This is a genomic window from Blastococcus aggregatus, from assembly GCF_900221005.1.
Lineage (GTDB): Bacteria > Actinomycetota > Actinomycetes > Mycobacteriales > Geodermatophilaceae > Blastococcus > Blastococcus aggregatus.
In genome coordinates, this window is the sequence record NZ_OBQI01000001.1 from 945,325 (window position 1) to 960,454 (window position 15,130).

The window sequence follows — 15,130 nt, forward strand, 5'->3', positions numbered from 1 at the left end:
CTGCCCTTCAAGCCGACCGGCGTCACCGGCACCCCGAACCGGTCAGCGATCAACGCCACGGAGGTCCGCTCCGGACCACGAGCAACGGCGTCCAGGCAGGCAGATGGTTCCGTGGCCTCGCGATCGTCAACGAGCCGACCGCCACGTCGTGTCAGTCACCTTCGACGACGGCAAGCCCGACCAGCACACAGCCGCCCTGCCCATCATGAGCAAGTGCGGCATCCCCGCCGCCGACTTCACCATCGCCGGCTCTGGATGATCGAGAACGGGTTCACCGCGGGCGCCGACCACTTCGCGTACCCCCGGCGGCCTTGCGCCGCCAAACCGCTGCGCCAGGTCCGCCGCTCCTTCGCCACCGCCCGCACCATGGCTGAAGAAGACCACGAGACGTACCCGCCCGCCGCCGCATCGGCTGCGGATCGTCCTCTGCGTCAACACCCGAACCGCGGCAGAGCGGGCCGCCGAGATCGACAAGGCCATCGCCAACAAGACGTGGCTGATCCTCGTGCTGCACCGCATCGTCCCGCCCGGCATCGACGACGAAGCCACCGAGTTCTCCACTGACGACCTCGAGACCGTCACGGCCCACCTCGCCACAACGCATGTGGCCGTTCGAACCATCGGGGACGTCGCCCGCTGCGGCATCTGAGGTGCCGTAGTCTCGCAAGCCGTGCCCGCTACTGCACCACGCGCGATGGCCTCGCTGGTCGTGGTCGGAGCCATTACAGCCACGTGGTTTTTCACTGGACTCCGCCCCGGGGGGGACGATGACCTGAACGTGGCGCTCGGCGTCGTCGCGGTCCTGTACGGGACGTGGGCCTTCCTGAGCCACGGGCACGGTCGCATCACGGCGCTGGGGCTATTCAACTTCGCCTTCGCCCTGTTCGTGGGCGTCGGCGGCATCAGCGAGGGCCTCGACCCCCTGGCGCGCACCAGTGCGGGCTACGTGTCCGCAGCCATCACCCTGGCGCTGGTGGTCCAGCTACTGGTAAACCAGGCCAGCTGGCGCAAGGCGTCCTCGGCCGAAGCGGAGACCCCCGGGACGCCGCCGATCCAAGGCGCCCGTCTCATCACCCGATTGGGGGCGGCGGGCATCGTCGCCGTGTTCATCGCCCAGCGTGCCGGTCTGCCCTTCGCCGACTTGGGCGTCGTCGACGCCGCGGTGTTCGCCAGCGTGACGCTCTTCGCCGCCGGACTGATCTTCCGTGAAGACACGGAACTCGCATCACGCCGCGTGCTCTACGCCCTCGGCGCCTTCGTGCTGTACGCAACTGTCTTCCACCAGGGGACCGGCCGGCTCAGGCTCGTCGCCCTGGCCTGCGTGCTGGGCCTGCTGCTCACCGCCCGCTTCCCGTACCGGGGGATCAAGTGGGCTGCCGTCGCGGTCACCCCGCTGGCGGTCTGGTGGCTGGCGCAGGACCGCCTGGACTATCAGGAGTCGCTGAACCCCGGCGCCAGCGAGGGCCGCACAGGCCTGGAATCCATGCTGTCCCCGATCCGCCTGTTCGGGCAGATCATCGAGGCCATCGATGTGAGCGCCCTGACCCCAAGCTGGGGCACGACGTTCCTCAGCGTCCCCTTTGCCGTCGTACCCGAGCAGCTGCAACCGGACTGGGTGCCGCCGGCTCTCGGCTACCAGTTGGTCGCGCTGGTGGACGCCGGTCGCCTCGGCAGCGGCTACTCGGTCGTCGGCACCGTCTACGGCGAGTGGTACTGGAACTTTGGGTCGCTCGGCCTGCTACTCGCGGTACCCGTCCTGTCCTGGCTGTTCATCGCCGTCGACAGCCGCTTCCGCCGCTCCCTGACCGACCTGGCGTCGAAGCCCTACGCCTTGGTGTCTCTCGTGTTCTGGGCGATGCTCGCCGGCGGCATCGCCGACCTCGCATGGTCGGGCACGCACACCTGGGCGGTCCGTCAGCTATCGCGGCTACCGCTACTGATCCTGCTCATCGCGATCTTGTGGTTCACCAATCGGCCCGTCCGCCAGCCGCAGTTGTGGAACCGCGACCCGAAACTGCTCCCCTCTGCCCTGCGAGACCGCCTGGCCGGCGAGGCGCACGCCGACGCTAGCTGTGGCCGGGCCAGGGTCCGGCGCGGTCACCCTCGGTTGAGCCCAGCCGATACGCCGCATCCTCGGCCAGTCGCCTCGCCCGCGGCGTCACCGCGTAGTTGACGATCGAACACAGGGCGCAGAACACGAGCACCAGGCCAAACTCGGCCCAGCCCCACACGACCCACCAGGGTCCACCGATCCAAGAGGTACTGATCATTCATCGGTCACGTCGCCAGGGAGGCCACTTTCGCCTCTGCTCGGCCATCGCTCAACGACACTGAAGCTGCGGCTACCCAGGCGCCCATAGGGGCCTTCACCTTTAGGGGCCCTCCGCAGCCGGGAGCTCGCTGCCCATCACCCTGTCGAGCTCGGCAAGGAGGCGGGGCGCCAACGACCGGGCGTAGGTGTCGGTCAGGTGGTTGGTGTCACGGTAGACGAGAGCGCCACCAATAACCGCCGCGCAGGAGTCAGTCGGGCAGATTGCGTCGTTGAGGTCAATAAGGGCTACTCCGGGGACCGCTGCGGCCACCTCGCGGTGCACGCCCGCCTGGTCGCCCATCGCCTCTGCCCGAGAAATGGCGCACTTGGTCAGCTGCTCCTCGTTCACTGACACGCACTCGGCGATGTCAATTCCTGGCCGGGGAGTGTCGGCTAGCGCGACCACTCGGACGCCGGCGGACATCACCACCTGCCATGACCGCGCAAGGCCGGCCTTCAACGCCTCGGCACTCGCGACGGATCCGAGTGACGTGCCGCCATTGGCGATCAGATAGCTACTGTTCGTCGTGATCAACATGTCCGGCTGGGCTTGGCCGGTCAGTTCGTCTTGTACGTTGCGGTTCCAGGTGGCACACGCATCGTACGGTTGCTGACCCGCCATCACGGTGACGTCGGCGAACGGACAGGCCGATTTCGTGTAGGTCCTAAGTGACCATCCGCGCTCGGTAGCGATCTGAGCTAGCGGTGACACCCACTGCGCTGCGTGAGAGTCCCCAACGAGGGCGACCTGGAAGTCACCGTCCTCGTCCCCGAAAGTACAAGCCTCCGCTTTAGTTTCCTGCTGATCACCGTGACAGCCGAGGTCGTACACCGGCGGAATGTCATCACGCGCGGCCACCGCCGCCGGAACGAACGACTCAACTTGATCCGTCGGGGCTCCGGCCGCGTCGTCGCGGGGAACAGATGCCAGCGTCGCCGCCCCAATCTCGGGAGCGGTGTCGTCATCGGCAGCTGCGGCCAGGGCAGCCGGTGAGGGCACATACCTCTCGGGGACGGCAGGCGCAGCCAACACGACCAACATGCCCACGTTGAGCATCGCCAAGGTGGCCAGTGCGCCGAAGCCGACAGCACGCCTGGGCTGTGCCGCCAATCGCTTCGACCGGCGCAGGGGGTTCTCCACCATCCGATACGTGAGGTAGGCCGGGAGCGCAGAGAAGATGACGACTGCCAAGCTCTCGCTCAGCGACAGCTCGCCCCAGGTTCCCTCGGCGATGATCAGCAGGGGCCAGTGCCACAGGTACAGCGAGTAGGAGAGCGCGCCGACCAGGCGGAGGGGCGCGACACCCAGAACCCGGGCAGGTCCCAGGCCGCCAGCGCTCATGCCTCCCGCAATGACTCCTGCGACACCGAGGGTTGGGACGAGGGCTATGGAGCCGGGGAACGGGACCTCGACGGTCAGCAGGAAGCCAGTGGCGAGCACCGTCAGCAGGCCGGCCCACGCGAGAGCGGCGGCGATGACGCGGGGGATGCGCGCGATCTGGACAGCCAAAATAGCAATGGCGGCGCCGACCGCCAGCTCCCACATTCGCGTGGTCGTGACGAAGTACGCACGGCCCGGGTCTGCGGCCGTCAAGTACACCGAGAACACAAGCGACGGCACCGCGACAATGCCGAGCCCCACCATCAGGGCCCTGGTGCTCGGCCGACCGCGCCTGCCGCTCCTGCGGCTTAGGGCCACCGCCGCGAGAAGCAGCAATGGCCAGATCAGATAGAACTGCTCCTCCACGGCCAGCGACCAAAAATGCTGCACGGGGCTAGCGGCGGCGTCCTGGGCGAGATAGTCGACCGCGCCTTGAGCGAAACGCCAGTTCGCGACATAGAAAGCGCTCGCGACGATGTCGCCGCCGATGCTTGTCCAGCGGATCTCTGGCAACAGCGCGACGGAGAGGACCGCGACGGTCGTGAGCACGACGGCTGCCGCTGGGAGAAGCCGCTTCGCCCGCCGACCGTAGAAGCCGACCAGCGAGATCTTGCCGGTGGTCTCTATCTCTGCCAGCAACAGCCCTGTAATCAGAAAGCCGGAGATCACGAAGAAGATGTCGACGCCGATGAAGCCCCCAGGCATCAGCGAGCTGTCGGCGTGGTAGAGCAGGACGAGGCCGACGGCGATGGCTCGGAGGCCCTCAACGTCTCCTCGGAAATTCGATCGCGGGGCACCCTCGGGACGTATCCCCATGGCCCCAGTTGGTACTGCAGCTGCCCGCGCGCTCTTCGTCATCTGTTCAGCCCCCGTCACGGGGGCACATCATGCCTGAACCGGTCGGTGCCGCCCATTCGTCGCCCATAGGGGGCGCTTCCGGCGACAGGAAGGGACCACGATGGTCTTTCAGCCGAGGGGGCAGTGCCGGCGCGGAGGCCCGAAGGGCTCCGTCGCCTGCCCCTACTCCGCGGCCAGCACCCTCGACAGGGCGTCGCGCCAGTCCGGCGGTGAGAAGCCGGCGGCCTTGATCCGGGTCAGGTCGAGCACGCTGTTGAGCGGGCGCGCCGCGGCGCCCGGCTTGTCGGCGAAGTAGTCGGCGGTGCTGACCCGCGTGATGTCGTCCGCAGACCGGCCACGGGCCTCGAACACGGCGGCGGCGACATCGGCCCACGACGCCGGATCGCCGTCGTTGGTGAGGTTGTAGGTGCCGAACGGCGCCCGCGTCTCGACCAAGTGCTTGATGCCGGCGGCGAGGTCGTCGGCGTGCGTGATCCGGCCGATCTGGTCGTCGACCACCGACGGGGAGACGCCGCGGTCGGCCAGGCCGGCCATGGTGCGCACGAAGTTGCCGCCTTCCCCCGCGACCCACGTCGTCCGCACCAGGTAGTGCTTGGTGACGTAACCCGCCTGCAGGTCGCCGTCGGCCTTGCTCTGCCCGTAGACGCTCAGCGGGTTGGCCGGCCAGTCCTCGGGATGCGGCCCCTCGTGTCGGCCGTCGAAGACGTACTCGGTGGAGATGTGGACGAGCGTGGCGCCGCAGGTGCGCACGGCGCGGGCCAGGTAGCCGACGGCGTCGACGTTGGCCGCACGGACTGCCGCCAGGTTGGCCGGGTCCTCCGCGGCGTCCACCGCCGTCCAGGCAGCGGCGTTGAGGACGAGGTCGACGTCCGCCCAGTCGTAGTCGCGGACGGTGGCCCGGTCGGAGATGTCGAACTCGGGCAGGTCGAGGGCAACGGCGTCGGGGAACTGGCGCTGCAGCGCCCGGCCCAGCTGACCGCGGGCCCCGAGGATGAGAACGGTCACTGGCCGCGCGCCGCGTACTGCGCCTCGACCTGCTCCTTGAGCGGGCGCCACCACGGCTCGTTCTCGCGGTACCAGTCGATCGTCGCGACCAGGCCGTCGCGGAAGTCGGTGTACCGCGGCGCCCAGCCCAGCTCGTCGCGCAGCTTCGAGGCGTCGATGGCGTAGCGCAGGTCGTGACCGGCGCGGTCGGTGACCGAGTCGAACGCGTCGGCGGGCCGGCCGGTGAGCTCGAGGATCAGCTCGAGCACCTCACGGTTGTTCTTCTCGCCGTCGGCCCCGATCAGGTACGTCTCCCCCGAGCGGCCCTTGTCGAGGATGAGGTGCACCGCGGCGTTGTGGTCGTCGACGTGGATCCAGTCGCGGACGTTCTCGCCGGCGCCGTACAGCTTGGGCCGCAGCCCGGAGAGCACGTTGGTGACCTGGCGCGGGATGAACTTCTCGACGTGCTGGTAGGGCCCGTAGTTGTTGGAGCAGTTCGAGATGGTGGCGTGGATGCCGAACGAGCGCACCCACGCGCGCACCAGCAGGTCCGAGCCGGCCTTGGTCGAGGAGTACGGGCTGGACGGGTTGTACGGCGTCGCGTCCGTGAACTTGGCCGGGTCGTCCAGCTCGAGGTCGCCGTAGACCTCGTCGGTGGAGATGTGGTGCAGCCGGACGCCGTGCTTGCGGACGGCCTCCAGGATCGTGAACGTGCCGATCAGGTTGGTCTGCAGGAACGGCGAGGGGTCGCGCAGCGAGTTGTCGTTGTGCGACTCGGCGGCGAAGTGGACGACGACGTCGTGCCGCGCGACCAGCCGGTCGACCAACTCGGCGTCGGCTACCGAGCCGTGGACGAACTCGATGTCGCCGCGCACGGGTGCCAGCGAGGCCTCGTTCCCGGCGTAGGTGAGCGCGTCGAGCACGGTGACCGAGTGCTCGGGGTGCTCGCGCAGCGTCTGGTGCACGAAGTTGGCGCCGATGAAGCCGGCACCGCCGGTGACGAGCATGCGCATGGTGGTTTCCCCACTATCGGTCTAGTCGGGCACGTTCCCTGACCCGCACCGCAGGTGACGACGCTAGTCGGAGTGCGGGCCGCCGTCAGGCTTCCTGACCCGCAGGGGTCAGAACGTCGCCGGCCGATGCCGTGCGTCGGCGACAGGCGCCTCGAGGGTCTGGGCGTCGGCGGTGCGGCGCAGCGCCCATTCGGCCGGGAGCACCAGGCGCGGCGCGACACCGATGAGCACGGCCATGAGGAAGGCGACGCCGGCCAACGCCTCGCCGGACTCCTCGAGATACGTGGCCGCCGTGGCGATGTTCGCGGTGAAGGTGGTCGCCGCGACGCTGGAGAGGCCGGAGAGGCCGACCGAGGCGGCGGCGTAGAGGCCGAGCACGCCGAGCACCCGGCGCCGGTCACGGCGCTCGGTGCGGCTGAGGAACCAGAGGGCGCCGATGACGGCGGCGGCCGCCGCGACGCTGACAGCCAGGGCTCCGGCGTCGCCGAACGCCTCGCTGAGCGCGTTCATGGCGTTGACGTGGACGGTGCTGCCGACCTTGACCGTGGCGATGAGACCGGCGACGAGCCCGACCCCGAGCCACCAGGAGCGGCGGCCGGGCAGGCGGGAGGCGCCGGCCACTGCCGCGACCGCGGCGACGGCGAAGAGGACGGCGACGAAGGTGCGGGGCACCGAGTAGGGGGCGTCCATGGAGAGGGCGCTGGCGACTGGGCCGTTCTCGCCGCGGAGACGGACGACGAAACCGACGGTCTCGAGCGCCACGGCGAGCGCGGCCAGAGCGATGCCGACGGGCGGGAGGGGCACGGCCCGGCGGCGGGTGCGGACGGCGGCACGCTGCGGCGCGGGCGCGGTGACCGGCGAATCAGCGGGCGCGAGCCGGACGGAAGGCTTCAGCTCCCGCTGGTCCGCCATGCGCATCCCGCGACCGAGGACCACTCCCCCCACGACGGCGAGCGCCATCCAGACGAGCGCTACTGCCAGAACCCAGACCCACCACACGTTCTCTCCATCGGCAGCTTCGCGCAGAAACGTGAACGGCTCGCAGCAGTCCGGTCGTTCGGGTGACCGGGTCTCAGGCGGTACGGCCACGCGCGACGCTGTCGTCAGCGGTCGACGTCCGCCCGGAGCGAAGGAAGCGGACGGTCAGTACGCCCACCAGCACCGCGAGGACGACCAACGCGAGGCCCACGCCGATGGTCTGCGGCGACCCGAGCCAGAACAGGACGCCGGCGATGACCAGCGCGATGACGACCTCGGCGATCAGCAGGATTGCGAACACGGCAGCCAGCACTTTCGCCACCCGCGCAGCCTGCCATCTGCGTCGCCCGGGTCACTAGCCGACCCGGCGCCCCAAGGCCCGATAAGTCCAACCGGCGGCCGTCCACGCGTCGCGGTCGAGGGCGTTGCGCCCGTCCAGGACACGGCGCTGAGCGACCACCTCGCCGAACGCGACGGGATCGAGTTCGCGGTACTCGCGCCATTCGGTGAGGAGGAGTACGGCGTCCGCCCGCTCGGCCGCCTCCTCCGCCGTGGCCACGTAGTCGAGTTGCGGCCACTCGCGGCGACTGTTGTCGACTGCGGCCGGGTCGGTCACGCGCACCACCGCCCCCTGGAGCTGCAGCTGCGCGGCGACGTTGAGCGCGGGGGAATCCCGGATGTCGTCGCTGTCGGGCTTGAAGGCGGCCCCCAGGACGGCCACCCGTTTGCCGAGCAGCGAGCCGTCGCAGACCTCTCGTGCCAGCTCGACCATGCGGATCCGTCGCCGCATGTTGATGTTGTCCACCTCGCGCAGGAAGGTGAGCGCCTGGTCAGCGCCGAGTTCACCGGCGCGGGCCATGAAGGCGCGGATGTCCTTGGGCAGGCACCCGCCGCCGAAGCCGAGCCCGGCGTTGAGGAACTTCCGGCCGATCCGGTCGTCGTAGCCGATCGCGTCAGCGAGCTGCTTCACATCGCCGCCGGTGGCTTCGCAGAGTTCGGCCATGGCGTTGATGAACGAGATCTTCGTGGCGAGGAACGAGTTCGCGGCGGTCTTCACCATCTCCGCTGTCGCGTAGTCGGTGACGACCTTCGGGATTCCCCGGGCGACGATTCGGGCGTAGACCTCGTCCAGGATGCCGACGATCCGTTCGCCGTCCTCCGGGATGCCGTAGACGAGCCGGTCGGGATAGAGGGTGTCGCGAACCGCGAACCCCTCGCGCAGGAACTCGGGGTTCCAGGCGACGGACGTTCCCGGCACCTTCTCCGTGAACATCGTCGCGAGACCGGCGGCCGTGCCCACGGGCACGGTGGACTTGCCGACGACCACGTCGCCGGCCTCGACCACCAGCAGCAGCGACTCAGCCGCCGCCTGGACGAAGCGGAGGTCGGCCGCGTACTCGCCGTGCTTCTGTGGCGTGCCGACGCACACGAAGTGCACGCGGGCTCCTGCGGCAGCGGCGATGTCGGTGCTGAAGCTCAACCGCCCCGTCGCCAGTGATGAGCGGAGCAGGTCCCCGAACCCGGGTTCGTAGAAGGGCGCGCGGGCCTGGCACAGCGCATGGATCTTGCGCTCGTCCACGTCGACGCCGACGACCTCGTGCCCCAGCTCGACCAGTGAGGCGGCGTGCACCGCTCCCAGGTATCCGCAGCCGATGACCGAGATCCGCACGTCCACCTCCGAGCGTCCCGTGCGCACTACCGAAAAAGTGGATCACGCAGCGGTGCGGGCCGCCTGTCGAGCCGGAAAGTGCGCGCATGGCCAGAGGCCCCGTGCCGCTGAGCGGAGTCTCACCCCGCCGAGTGGGTCCGCCCACAGGGCGCCACGAGGCGCCGTACCGTGAGCCGGTCATCGGGTGGACACGGGGGTCCGGCATGAACAGCGAGGCGACGGACGGTTCTTCAGCAGCTGCTGAGCCGGATCGACCCGCAGCGGAGGCGTCTCCCGGCCATGGCGACGACGCCCCGGGAGCGAATGCTGCCCCGGAGGCAGGCAGGTCCGCTGCCGAGCGCCCCCGCCGCAGGGCGCGACGCGTGCTGGTCAGTCTGGGCATCCTGGGGCTCGTCCTGGCGCTCGCCATCGGGGGAAGCCTCTGGTATCTAACCCAGCGTTGGGCCGGCAACATCGACCGCGTCGCCGATGTCTTCGAGAGCCTCGACGAAGAGGTGCGTCCGGCCCCGGCAACCCCCGCGCAGGGCGGCGGAGAACCGATCACGTTCCTGCTGGTGGGCTCGGACACCCGGGAAGAAGCCGAGGAGGGCATCGCTCCGGGAGGCCGATCCGACGCCATCATGCTTGCCCGCTTCTCCGCCGATCGAGAGCACGCCCAGCTGGTCTCGATCCCACGTGACTCGTGGGTGGAGATCCCCGGTCGGGGGCTGAACAAGATCAATGCGAGCTACGCCTTCGGTGGCCCCTCCCTGCTGATCCAGACCGTCGAGCAGCTGACGCAGGTTCGCATCGACCACTACGTCGCGATCGACTTCGAGGGTCTGATCCAGGTGACCGACGAACTCGGCGGTGTCGACGTGGTCGTGGCCGAGACTACGACCAACGAAGACTTCACATTCGCCGAGGGAGCGAACCACCTCGACGGCGAGCAGGTGCGCGCCTACCTGGCGCAGCGCAAGAACCTCCCCGGGGGCGATTTCGACCGGGTGAAGCGCCAGCAGCAGTACCTCAAGGCCATGTTCAGCAAGCTCTTCAGTGCCGACACCTTCACCAACCCTGGGCGGCTGGACTCTGCGCTGCGCACGGTGACCGATGCCGTGGTCATCGACGACACGCTCGGCAACGCCGACCTGCTGCAGATGGCCTACTCCCTGCGGGGGCTGACGCCGGCCAACGTCGAGTTCTTCACGGCACCCGTGCTCGGCACGGGCATGGAGGGGGCGGCCAGCGTCGTCTACCTCGACGCCACCACCGGTGAGCGGATGTGGGAGTACCTGCGCAACGACTCCCTGGCCGGGAACGCCGACGAGTTCAGCGACGAGTCACTGCCCGACGTCCCCCGCTGACGCCGCTAGGACGCTCCGGCCAACCGTCGTAGCAGCGGTAGTAGCGCGTCGACGATGAGCTGGCCCGCCTCTGAGTGGGTCTCCAGCGGTTGGTTGATCGGGTCGGGCACGTCGTCGTCGCCGGCCGCCGGGCGCCGGGAGCGCGCCTCAGCCAGCGCCGCGACCAGCCCTCGTGCTCTGGCCGCATGATCTCCCTCGCCCCGCTCGGAGCCCCCGTCGACGAAGTCGAGGAGGGCTCCGGCCTCGCGCAAGGTGAAGGTTCGACCGAGTCCTCGCGGTGCCAGTGACAGGACGTCCCTGCGGTGGGCGCGCGTCATGGTGAGGACGAGATCGGCGTCAGCCAGATGATCGGCGGTCAACTGCCGAGCACGGAAGTTGCCGGAGTCGGCCCCATAGCCGGCGAGCACGAGGGCGGTGTCGGGGTGCATCCCGCTTCCGACGACGGCACGGGTGCCGGCGCTCGACAACTGCAGCCGAGACGCGCCTTCCCCGAGCGTCTCGTCGACCCAAGCCCGTCCCAGCCGCTCCGCGAACGCCGATCGACAGATGTTGCCGGTGCAGACGAGTAGAACCCGGAACGAGGGGTCCACAGCTGCAGCAGGCACCCGACGATTGTGAGCGAACGCCGCTACCGGCGCCGGGACGTCACGCGCTACGACCGCCAGTGACGCTGTGTTCCCTGGGCAGGATCTGTCACAGGTCGTTTCCGCCAGGAGATCAGAGCCGCTCGACAGCCTCACCGGTGAGCACGCCGCGGGTGTCGAACACCGCGACACCGTCGAGCGCGCCGCCCACGTACTCGTCGTGGGCCTGGAGCAGGACGACGAGATCCGCCTCCTCCATCGCCTGCGCCAGATCGCTCTCGCCCTTGAGCAGCCGCTCCTCCCCGCCGTGCTCCGCCGCGTTCCACACCGACACGTGAGGGTCGTGGAAGCGAAGGTCGGCCCCCATGCCGAGCAGCTTGAGCGCCAACGGCACGGCCGGCGACTCCCGCTCGTCGGCGATGTTCGCCTTGTAGGTGACGCCCAGGAGCAACACCTTCGAGCCGCGGAGTGCTTTGCCGTCGTCGTTGAGCCGGTCCTGGATCCGACGCGCGACATACGCCGGCATCCCGGCGTTGACCTCCTGAGCCAGTTCCACGAAACGGAAGGGGTAGTGCAGCCGCGCCTGGACGGTGTGCGACAGGTAGTTGGGGTCGATCGGGATGCAGTGCCCGCCGACGCCAGGCCCGGGGTAGAAAGCCTGAAACCCGAAGGGCTTGGTCTTGGCGCAGTCGATGACATCCCACAGGTCGATGTCCAACTCGTGGGAGAACCGAGCCATCTCGTTGACCAGCGCGATGTTGATGTGCCGGTAGGTGTTCTCGAGCAGCTTGGCCATCTCGGCCTCACGCGTGCCCTTCGCGGGCACCACGCTGTCGATGAACGTCGCGTAGAAGGCGACCGCGCGGTCTGTACAAGCCGCTGTGACACCGCCGACGACCTTGGGCGTGTTCTTGATCCCGTAGACCTTGTTCCCAGGGTCGACTCGCTCCGGAGAGAAGGCCAGGTTGAGCTCGGCCCCCACCTTCAAGCCGCCGGACTCCACGAGCGGCTGGAAGAACTCCTCCGTCGTTCCGGGATAGGTGGTCGACTCGAGCACGACCAGAGTGTCGGCGGTCAACTCTCTGCCGAGCATGCGCCCGACGCCCTCGACCGCACCGAGATCCGGAGCACCATCCTTGGAGAGCGGGGTGGGTACGCAAACCACCACAGTGCCAGCAGTAGCCACGCATGATGGATCTGTCGTCGCACGAAACCCCGCGGCGAGGATTCCCGCAACCGTGGCTTCATCGATGTCGTCAATATGCGAGGAACCGCTGTGTAACCTCGCGACTATCGCCTCGTCGCGGTCGAGACCAATGACTCGGTGTCCGGCACGGACCATCTCGACGAGCAAAGGGAGACCGACGTAGCCGAGGCCGACGACCACCACTGGGCGGGATGTCTCAGCCGTCAATTCGCGTTCTTCGCTGCGCAACACACTTGCACTCATTACGAACCTTCCTTGCGAGAACTGATGGGATCAAGATTGAAAGACTCACCGTCAGCGGACGCTCCGCCGCTGTGAGACGACATGGGCCAACTCAAGCGGAGCACCGCACCCGCCGACGCCACCGCAGCGACGCCATAACCGAGCAGAGAGCCGACGGCGGCGCCGCTGGCACCATGCTCCGGGATCAGGAAGACGTACGCCGAGGCGGATACAAGCATCCCGGTGACATCAATAGCGGTCGCGAGCGACGAGCGGTTGGCCGCCACAGTGATGGCCGCCCCAAATCGACTGAAGGCATAGAGGCCACTCGCGATGGCCAGCGGCCAAATGAGAGGGCGGGCCGACTCGTACTGTGTGCCGAACACTGGGACCAGCAACCAGCTGATTGAATGCCCGACGGTCACCGTCGCGACCACAGCCGCCACAGCCGCACCTCCCAAGACACGACTGGTCGCCAGACTGCCCTGGTCGAGGGCGCGCCGCCACAGAGGAACGCGGCCGTCCACGAAGCTCTGGATGGGCCACGAAATCAGTTCCGTTACACCGGCTACGACCACATACAGGCCGAGCTGCGCCGGGTCGGCGAGGACCGGTAGGAGCAACCGGTCGGACCGCAGCATCACCATGTTCGCGATCACCGTCGGTGCCAGACGCAGGCCGAGCCGGCGGGTCGTCCTTCGATCCGCGGCGTTCCCGTGGAGGTCGGGGCGCTGCAAGACCAGTGCTACCGCCGCTGGCAGGAGCAGGGCGCCACCATAGAGGCAGAGCCACACCGTCGTGCTTTCGATCGAGAGCGCGAGCAGGCCACAGGCGCCGACAACGAGGATCGCCTGGCCGCTGACCATCACCCTCAAGAAGCGGCCCGTGTCCTCGGCGGCGATTGCTGCAGCACGCAGAGCGAGAAGAACCGTGTTGCCCCACAACGCCATTGCTGCGGCGGCGGCCGCCAGGATGCCACCCATTTCCGCACCGGCGAACCCGGCAACGACTGGTCCTAGCAACAGCACGAACACGGTCACCGCCACGCCCGGTCCGAGCAAACGAAGCATCTGCCCTTCGGCCGCACGCAGCGCGAAGGAGTTCCGCCGCACGGCCGGCAGCGCCCGGTCGGTGCCAGCAAGAAGGACCGCGCTCAGCACGTACGCCAGCTGCAGGTAGAACGCAAGGGCCCCACGGCCGTCGGGGCCCATGCCGCGAGCCGCGAGAACGTTGACCAACAGCCCCGCGGCCGCGGCGGCGACCTGGGCCGCCACCAGATTCTTGAAGCCGCCCCTTGACGACCAAGTAGTCACCGCGACGACAAGCCGCCGAACTCCCCCGCCAGTCATTGGCGCAAGCACCTCATGCGGGTCCAGCAATCGCGGCCGAAAGGACTCCTTCGAACGAGATCGCGAGCTTGTCACGGTCGAATTCATCGACTGCAAGCCGACGCGCGGCATCTTGTGCGGCCCGCACGCGCTCGCCGTCGCGGAGAAACGCCTTCAACTCCGCGGCCGCGTCCGCCGGCTGGCGTGAGAGAACGAGGCCGGCACCCGTGCGCTCAAGCAGGTCAGCAATCCAGCCCCCATGATTCACCGCTACAGCGCGGCCAGCAGCCAGACCATCGAAAACCTTGTTGGCAGAATTGGCGCGAAGCTCAGGGATGTCAATGACCGTGGAAGTGACGACCGTGGCGCGCCGAAACCACGCTGCCACCTCGTCTTTGGGCACCCCCGGGAGTACGTGGCAGTTCTTACCCAGAACGCCGAGATCGCTAGCCCGCTTGCGCACCGGCTCAAATTCGGCTCCATTGCCGATGAGCACTATGAGCGCCTCCGGCATCCGATCCTGCAACTCCGCCGCGACCTCGACTAGGTAGCCCACTCCGTTCACTCGGCCGAACGTCCCTGCGTACAGGACGACTGGCCCGTCCCCCAGCCAAGGGTGCTGCGCAACGAGCGACCGATCCGCCTCCGTAGGGACGCCGAAGAGGGCAAGATCCGCGGCGTTGGGGATCACGGTGACGGGCACACGCGGACGCACGTTCCGAACGCCTTCGGCCATACCCGGAGATAGGGCGATGACCTGCGCTGCACGACGGTAGGCCCACCGCTCGAGCAACAGGGCAGCGCCACGCGCCAGTCGTGACCGCAGTACTCCCATAGCGATGGGCACCGTGGGCCACAAATCCCGGACCTCGAGGACGAAAGGAACCTTGTTTCGCATTGCGGACCAGCCGCCAGGGATCGCAACAGTCAGCGGGGTGCTCGTTGCGACGACGACGTCCTGCGGCAGCGCCGCCGCCTTCCGCGCGGCAGCCACAAGGAACTGACCAAACGCCCACAGCCTGCGCCAAGGCGGCATGGAGTTGTCGTAGCGGACGGGCGTCCAGTAGACGGTGACCCCGCCCTCGAGCGTCTTCCGCCAGCGGAGCGCGCCTGGTTCGGCCTGAGCGTCCGCGGCGACGATCGCGACCTCATGGCCGTTCTCGACGAGTCTGCGCGCGAACTCATAGGAGCGAGTACCGCCAGACATAGACGGCGTTCTAAAGTGCTGATGGATGTAGACAATCTTCAC

General features: G+C 68.4%; 14 protein-coding genes. 4 read left to right on the forward strand and 10 right to left on the reverse strand.

Going from position 1 to position 15,130, the window contains the following annotated elements; all coding sequences use genetic code 11:
* The first annotated feature begins 103 nt into the window (after positions 1-103).
* From CRP29_RS22385 to CRP29_RS04775, 3 genes are all read left to right on the forward strand, one after another.
* Positions 104-259 (forward strand): polysaccharide deacetylase family protein, encoded by a 156-nt coding sequence (locus CRP29_RS22385; protein WP_141437050.1) that lies wholly within the window; start codon positions 104-106, stop codon positions 257-259.
* Between the two features lie 246 nt (positions 260-505).
* Entirely contained in the window at positions 506-649 is a 144-nt protein-coding gene (locus CRP29_RS22595) for a hypothetical protein (protein ID WP_176522818.1), read from the forward strand.
* A gap of 129 nt (positions 650-778) precedes the next feature.
* A complete protein-coding gene (locus CRP29_RS04775) occupies positions 779-2,173 on the forward strand; it encodes an oligosaccharide repeat unit polymerase (protein ID WP_141437051.1) in 1,395 nt (464 codons plus the stop codon).
* 199 nt (positions 2,174-2,372) lie between these two features.
* Here CRP29_RS04775 and CRP29_RS04780 read toward each other — a convergent pair whose 3' ends face one another.
* From CRP29_RS04780 to CRP29_RS04805, 6 genes are all read right to left on the reverse strand, one after another.
* A complete protein-coding gene (locus tag CRP29_RS04780) occupies positions 2,373-4,508 on the reverse strand; it encodes an acyltransferase family protein (protein ID WP_097193834.1) in 2,136 nt (711 codons plus the stop codon).
* 204 nt (positions 4,509-4,712) lie between these two features.
* Positions 4,713-5,555 (reverse strand): SDR family oxidoreductase, encoded by an 843-nt coding sequence (locus CRP29_RS04785; protein ID WP_176522819.1) that lies wholly within the window; start codon positions 5,553-5,555, stop codon positions 4,713-4,715.
* Entirely contained in the window at positions 5,552-6,547 is a 996-nt protein-coding gene (gene rfbB / locus CRP29_RS04790) for a dTDP-glucose 4,6-dehydratase (protein WP_097193836.1), read from the reverse strand. The genes CRP29_RS04785 and rfbB overlap by 4 nt, the downstream gene beginning before the upstream one ends.
* 108 nt (positions 6,548-6,655) lie before the next feature.
* Positions 6,656-7,546, reverse strand: a complete 891-nt coding sequence (locus CRP29_RS04795) for a hypothetical protein (RefSeq protein ID WP_097193837.1) — start codon at positions 7,544-7,546, stop codon at positions 6,656-6,658.
* A gap of 73 nt (positions 7,547-7,619) precedes the next feature.
* On the reverse strand, positions 7,620-7,847 hold the full coding sequence (locus CRP29_RS04800) for a hypothetical protein (RefSeq protein ID WP_141437052.1): 228 nt from the start codon (positions 7,845-7,847) through the stop codon (positions 7,620-7,622).
* 33 nt (positions 7,848-7,880) lie between these two features.
* Positions 7,881-9,194 carry a UDP-glucose dehydrogenase family protein gene (locus tag CRP29_RS04805; RefSeq protein ID WP_097194116.1) on the reverse strand — a complete coding sequence of 438 codons (1,314 nt, stop codon included), beginning with the start codon at positions 9,192-9,194 and terminating at the stop codon, positions 7,881-7,883.
* 362 nt (positions 9,195-9,556) lie between these two features.
* On the opposite strand from CRP29_RS04805, the gene CRP29_RS04810 reads away from it, so the two are divergent.
* Complete coding sequence (locus tag CRP29_RS04810) at positions 9,557-10,540, forward strand: LCP family protein (RefSeq protein ID WP_217991445.1); 984 nt, start codon at positions 9,557-9,559, stop codon at positions 10,538-10,540.
* 5 nt (positions 10,541-10,545) lie between these two features.
* Here the strand turns inward: CRP29_RS04810 and CRP29_RS04815 are convergent, their stop codons facing one another.
* From CRP29_RS04815 to CRP29_RS04830, 4 genes are all read right to left on the reverse strand, one after another.
* Positions 10,546-11,130 carry an arsenate reductase/protein-tyrosine-phosphatase family protein gene (locus CRP29_RS04815; RefSeq protein WP_097193840.1) on the reverse strand — a complete coding sequence of 195 codons (585 nt, stop codon included), beginning with the start codon at positions 11,128-11,130 and terminating at the stop codon, positions 10,546-10,548.
* 127 nt (positions 11,131-11,257) lie between these two features.
* The gene (locus tag CRP29_RS04820; RefSeq protein ID WP_217991446.1) at positions 11,258-12,562 is read right to left on the reverse strand and encodes a nucleotide sugar dehydrogenase; all 1,305 of its coding nucleotides are present in this window, start codon (positions 12,560-12,562) and stop codon (positions 11,258-11,260) included.
* 11 nt (positions 12,563-12,573) lie between these two features.
* The gene (locus CRP29_RS04825) at positions 12,574-13,827 is read right to left on the reverse strand and encodes a lipopolysaccharide biosynthesis protein (protein WP_141437053.1); all 1,254 of its coding nucleotides are present in this window, start codon (positions 13,825-13,827) and stop codon (positions 12,574-12,576) included.
* Positions 13,828-13,915: 88 nt separating this feature from the next.
* Entirely contained in the window at positions 13,916-15,130 is a 1,215-nt protein-coding gene (locus CRP29_RS04830) for a glycosyltransferase family 4 protein (RefSeq protein WP_097193843.1), read from the reverse strand.